The 1,951-nt window shown below is 35.1% G+C and carries 2 protein-coding genes; both read right to left on the reverse strand.

What is annotated here, in order from left to right; translation table 11 throughout:
- Positions 1 to 50: 50 nt before the first annotated feature.
- The gene (locus ACKI67_RS10280; RefSeq protein ID WP_407463441.1) at positions 51 to 164 is read right to left on the reverse strand and encodes a symporter small accessory protein; all 114 of its coding nucleotides are present in this window, start codon (positions 162 to 164) and stop codon (positions 51 to 53) included.
- Positions 165 to 172: 8 nt separating this feature from the next.
- Complete coding sequence (locus tag ACKI67_RS10285) at positions 173 to 1,828, reverse strand: sodium:solute symporter (RefSeq protein ID WP_407463442.1); 1,656 nt, start codon at positions 1,826 to 1,828, stop codon at positions 173 to 175.
- Positions 1,829 to 1,951: the final 123 nt, after the last annotated feature.

Here is a 1,951-nt window from a genome sequence, read left to right on the forward strand (position 1 = left end):
AATAAAAAAAGAATTAAAATAAAATAAAAATAGAATAAAATAAAAGAGAATTAATCTCCTTTATTCCAATTGATTGCACCATAAATAACACAAATAAGAGTCATTACAATCATAAGAATGTATACACTCCAAATCCATGGATCTTCTATTCCTAAAACCATCATGATATCACCTATTTAGCACCATCGTCAAGTCCTTTGAAAGACCTGTTAAGAATTTTCTCATCCATCGGTTGTGTTAATAAGCTTACAACTACTAAAACTATTGCAGAAACTGGGATTGCAAATATCATTACGTCAATGGTATACCAAGGCATGGCATTGATTAACATATCTACACCGAAAATGAATTTACAAATACCTAATCCGGTTGCAGTTTTCTTGAATACGAATACAAGCAAGAACAAACTTGTTAAAGTACCTGCGAAAAATCCTGCAAGAGCACCTTGTTTTGTAGCCCTTTTCCAGAATAAGGCAGCACAGTAAACCGGCAAGAATGCAGCTGCACATAATCCCATAAACAAGGAAGTACCTAATGCAACAATACTTCCAGGCAAGGATAAACCTATAATCAATGATAAAACTACAGCTATCAAAATACCCAACTGACTTACGGAAATAAATCCAATTCTAGTTTCTTTATTGGTAGCACTTGCCTTAAGTTCCTCATCAGTGAATCCTTCAGTAGTGCCTCTATTTTTAAAGGCATCTGCAATATCGTGTCCTAATGCGGTACCTTGAGTGTGATACTGTGAGGATAATGTGGACATAGCCGCTGCAAGCAAGGAAAGCAAGAATATGTATACAAACCATTCAGGAAGTGCAGTTGAAATGAATGTTGGGATGATTGAGTCCATATTTCCACCAACAAAATCAATAGCTATCTGTCCAAAGTTCTGATAGAAGTATACATTACATAATGATCCTACAACATAAGCACTTCCAGTCATTACAAAGATGAATATAGCACCAATTAAAAGGGATCTGTGCAATTCTTTGTCAGATTTAACTGTCATGAATCTTACTGCAAGCTGTGGTTGAGCCAATGCACCGATACCTACTCCCATAATGGTGGTTGTTACAAGTGACCACCAGAACGGACTTGCAAATTTAGGGAAGCTTGTCCAACCTGTACCCCCTTCAGCCAGAGCATCTGCAGGGTATAAATGAGCCATATTGGTTAAAGCGGTGTTAGCTTCGGTTACACCACCTAAGACCCAGTAAATGAATATGAGTAAAATCAACATTCCAACAAACATGATACTTCCTTGCAATGCATCAGTATACATAACCCCTCTTAATCCACCGAACAATACGTAACCACAGATTACGATAGCTAGAACTAAAAGAGCTACATTAAAATCAAGCATTAAGGAAGATTCCATAAATCTTGCTGCACCAATAAGTACCACTGCCGCATAGATAGGCATAGCACAGAAGATTAAAACTCCACTGAAAAATTGTAGGAATTTACTATCAAATCTACGGCCTAAAAACTCAGGGAATGTGAGTGAACCAAGATTTTTACCCATCTTACGAGTTCTTTTACCGAAGAATACGAATGCAATGAATATTCCAATGAGAATATTTAAGAATGCAAGCCATAGTATCCCCATACCATATTTACCTGCAACTCCTCCAAAACCTACAATAGCTGCTGTAGAAATAAAGGTAGCACCATAACTCAATGCCATGATGTAAGGGTGAGTCTGCCTACCTGCAACCATGAAGTCTTCAGAGGAATTGGTCCTTTTCCATGCTAGGTAACCTACGTAACCTACCATTAGGAAGTAAATAATAAAAACAATTCCTAATATAAAATAATCCATTTAAAGACCTCTAAACTAAAATTAATATAAAAAAATGATTTAAAGTAAATATTTTAATTTAAAATAAATATTTGTAATTTAAATTAATATTTGTAATTTAAATTAATATTTGTAATTTAAATT

The sequence above is a fragment of the Methanobrevibacter sp. genome (assembly GCF_045577275.1).
Taxonomy (GTDB): Archaea; Methanobacteriota; Methanobacteria; order Methanobacteriales; family Methanobacteriaceae; genus Methanobrevibacter.